The following is a 4,262-nucleotide window of genomic DNA, read 5'->3' as shown; positions in this document are numbered from 1 at the left end:
TCGCCCGTGCGATACATGCGCGCCCCAGGCGCACCAGCAAATGGATCCGGTAGGAAGCGGGACGCCGTCAGCGCCGCTCGACCGTGATAGCCCTGCGCAACCGTGGTCCCGCCTATGAACAGTTCGCCTACGACGCCCCGAGGCACCGGCAAACCGTAGCGATCGAGCACGTGCAACCGAGCAGGCGAGAGCGGATGACCTAGCGGCACGGTATCGACGCCATCCGCTGACGCGGCGCGCGCATCGCCGGCGACCGCGCCCACCGTCGTCTCGGTCGGGCCGTAGTGGTTCAACACCCGTGGCACGTGCGGCGATACACGCTCGACGAGACTTCGAGGCAGTGCCTCCCCACCGCATAGGAGCACCTCGCGAGGCAGGATAGCCCGCCGGGCCTCGTCGTCACCGGCACCGTCGAGGAGCGCAGCCAGGTGCGACGGCACGATCTTCAGCACATCCAATGGTGCTTCGCGCAAGGTATCCGCCAACACACGGGCATTGCCCATGGCTTCCTCGCCGAGCAGGCGGATCGTTCCCCCGCTCGCAAGCGGCGGGAACAGCGTCGTGTGCCCCAGATCCGCGGCGAGCGTCGACAGGTTGCCCCAGCGGGCGCCCACTCGCGCCTGGACTACCTGCTCGACCGCATGGACATACTCGGCCAGCTGGCGATGGGTGACGATCACCGCCTTGGGCGTTCCCGTCGACCCAGAAGTGTAGAGGAGGTAAGCGGGCATCTGCTCGCTGGGCAGCGCCGGTGCAACGGTGCCGTGCCCCCTCGGCGCCGGCGGCGTCACATCGAGCGCACGTTGGGGCCACTCGGCGGGGATGCGCGAGGACAGCAGGGAATCGGTGAGCACGATCGCCGCATCCGCATCCTCCAGTCGTGCGCGTAACGCCGCCTGGGGCAGCGCCGGGTCTAGGGGCAGATAAGGCGCCCCCGCGCGCATGGCGCCGAGCATAGCGGTGATCGCGTGGTGCGTCCGGGTCATCACGGCGGCGACCGGCCGCGACGGCGCGGCACCCGCTGCGCGCAACTCCACCGCCAAGGCGGCGCTCGACGCCTCGAGTTCGTCGTAGGACACGCTACGCGCATCGTCGATCACCGCCGGTGAGGGCCCATGGCTGCGAGCAGCGGCGAGAAATCGCTCCAAGAAAAGCATTGCACCTGCTGCTGCAGGCTCCCGGCCAGGCACGACGGCCGCTGGCGACACGGACTCAACAAGCGGATACCGCCTGAGAGGAGTGGCGATGCCTTCGCGAGCCACAGCACCTAGCCAGACGGTCAGGCTAGAGGTTAATGCCTCAATCGCGCTCGGCGTCATACGGTCGGCGTCGAGTTCCAGTGACAGCTGTGGGGCGCGTGCAGAACCGGCCGCTGCCAGCAGCAAGGTCCACGGCGCGTCTGTCTCCGCCGTGCGTACGGCCTCGACAACAGCGTGTTCACCCAGGTTTGCATCGACCCAGGCAATGGCTGGTATCGCCCCCGGATCGTCGCCCTCGGCACCGGCCTGGCCTGGCACGGGGTCGCGGAACCCGAGTTCGTGCTCGCGAGCCTGCTTCATGGTGCTTGCAAGCGAGTCGGTAAGGTCACGGACCGCCTCGTCGCCACTCACGCGAGTGCTCGTTGGCAGCCAACGCGCCAAGGGGCCAAGCAGCGGAACCAGCTCCTCCATCGCCTCGCGGCCGCTCGACGCCACCCGCAGCGACGGCTGCGCAAGGGCCGAGGTGCGGGCGAGGAAGCCGAGCAGCATCGCCACGGCGGCCGCCTCGGCGTGGCGAGCATCGCCCTCGAGCTGGCTCAGCGTGTCCGAAGGAACCGGGATCACGTAGCGCTCGTAGCCGCCCGGTACGTCGGCCGCGCGGTCGATCGCGTGCACGCGGGGCCACCCTGGTGGCCGGCCCTCTGACCCCGCGAAGAAGGCCCTGTCTGCGACGGCTTCTTCGTCGTCCTCATCCTCGAGCCACTCGCGGAAGAAGGTCGATGCACCCAGCCAGTCGAGCGGTTCATCATCGACACCGGCGTCCTCATGAGCGCCGCAAAGCGCGCGAGCGAGGATCATCGCGGAGCGGGTGTCCAGGGCGAGGGCCGATGCCGTGAGCACCAGTCGCACCCCGTCCTCTCCCGTCACGCGCACCACGCGCAACGGTGCTTCACGAGTCAGATCGAAGGGTTCCTGCCACTGTCCCTGCGCAATCCCGTGCACGTCGCCGCCAGGCCGATCCAGCACCATGCCGTCGGCTTCGGGGTCGACACCGTCGACGGCAACGAACGACTGCAGCGGACGGCGGGCGCCCGAGCGAGGCACCAGCCGCAGGCGCAGTATTTGGTGCTGCCGCATGGCGGCGCGAAGTCGGTCGCACAAGGTGGCTAGGCCCACCGATTCGGTGGAGCGAACGATCAGCTGTACGCGCCCCACCCCGCCGCGGCAGTAGCCCGCCGCGATCGTGCCTACCGCGCTCGCCGCAAGCTCCCCGCGCTCACGCCGAGCGAGCATGTCGACCACGCGTTCCTGCTGCGGCGACAGCCAGTATCCGCTCGGTGAGCTCATGACGATGGCTCCTGCGCGATCAGCTCCCCGTCGGGACCGCGCATCCGGCCCATGGCCACGATGATCCGGCGCTCGCCCGTAAAGGGATTGCGTCCGTGGGCTACCCGTTCGTTGTCGACCAGCAGTACGTCCCCGCGTTGCCATGGGAACTCCACCCGCGCCTGATCGTAGGCCCGATCCATCGCGGCCAGGTCCGCCTCGCCGATCGGCGATCCGTCCCCGTAGGTGACGTTGCGCGGCAAGCGCTCGACCCCGAACTTGGCGAGGAGGGCCTCCCTCACGCCTGCGTCCAGATAGGCCGGGTGATGCAAGGCGATCTGGTTGAACCACACGGGCCAACCGTGGTCCGGGTGATCGCACACGGCCGTGCGCACATCGGCGATATGCAGCGTCCCGTCCGTATCCCACTCGCAGGCCGTGCCGGTTTGCGCGCAGGCGGCTTCCACCTCGTCGCGTGAATCGGTGCGGAAGAAGTCCTGCCAACGCACGTCGAGGCCATCGGTGAAGGTGCGCGAGTAGCGCAAGCCTTGCTCGACGAAGCGGGCGCGCACCTGCGCGGGCAACGCCTCGAGCACGACGCGCCCGTCGGCAAGTGGCGTTTCACCGCGCGTTTGCGAGGGCACGACGCAGCCGAACAGGATGCGCGTCGGCCACGTGGTGAGGTGCGAACTCTCGCTGTGAAAGCGGATGGCACGATCGGCCGGATAGGGCGTCGAACCGTACACGCGCCGACTCACCTGAGATCGCGGCAGATCCCCGTACTCCCCGTACAGTTCGCCGAGCAGTGCGCGACCCAACGCTTCGAAGTTCGCCTCCTCGTGAAAGGGGCCACCGCGGAACAACACGACACCATGGCGCGCCAACGCTTCGCTCACGGCGTCGCGCTCGGCACGCACCCAGGCCACCAGGTCGGCGTCGGATCCCCGCGCCTGCACGCACCAGGGCGCGCTCGCGGACGCCGCAGCACCATCGCCACGCGTCAGTCCCGCGATCGATGCACCCGGCTCGATCGGTGATGAGGCCACCCGCGACACGGGCCTCGCCGACGCGCGCTGGAGACGGGCCTTGCGGCCGGCAACCCGCCGCTTGCTACGTTGCTCATCCACCATGCGTTCCTGCTGCGTACGTAGATCGAGGTCGTCGATGATCTTGTTAGGCGCTGAGACGATCGTGCCCAATAGTTGCTCGAAGCGTTGCGCCAATCGCTCGACCCTCTCCCTTGAAAACTTGCCCGCATCGTAGCGCCAGGTGCCGCTCAACCCGGCGTCCGAGCGACGGAAGAAGAAGGCGAGGTCGAACTTGGTGGTTGGCTCCGTTATCTCCAGCACCTGCGCCTCCAACTCACCGAGCTGCAACTGCACGGTGGGCAGGTTTTGCAGGACGAAGAGCACCTGAACGAGCGGCGTGCCCCCGTCCTGGCGCCGATCCCGATCGCCTACGGCGCTTGCCAGGCGGGCGAAGGGTACATCTTCGTGGGCGTAGGCCTCGAGACAGGTCTTGCGCACACGTGCAACCAAATCGGCGAAGGTGGGCCGACCGGCGAGATCCGTGCGCAGGGGCAGCACGTTGACGAAGAAACCGATGAGCCCCTCGGCCGCCGTATGGGTGCGGTGGGCAACGTCCGTTCCGACGACGATGTCGTCGCTGTCGCTCTCGCGTCCGAGCAGCAGTGAGAAGGCGGCCAAACACACCATGAACAGGCTCGCCTGCTCCTGA

General features: G+C 68.3%; 2 protein-coding genes. Both read right to left on the bottom strand.

Going from position 1 to position 4,262, the window contains the following annotated elements:
- On the bottom strand, positions 1-2,546 hold a 2,546-nt coding region (locus tag AAF184_24940), incomplete at its 3' end, for an AMP-binding protein (GenBank protein ID MEO0425605.1).
- A partial coding sequence (locus AAF184_24935; GenBank protein ID MEO0425604.1) for a TauD/TfdA family dioxygenase occupies positions 2,543-4,262 on the bottom strand: 1,720 nt, incomplete at its 5' end. The genes AAF184_24935 and AAF184_24940, both read right to left, overlap by 4 nt.

It is taken from the genome of Pseudomonadota bacterium (assembly GCA_039815145.1).
In the GTDB taxonomy this organism is placed as follows: Bacteria; Pseudomonadota; Gammaproteobacteria; order Steroidobacterales; family JBCBZW01; genus JBCBZW01.
This window is presented reverse-complemented; position numbering and strand designations above follow the sequence as displayed.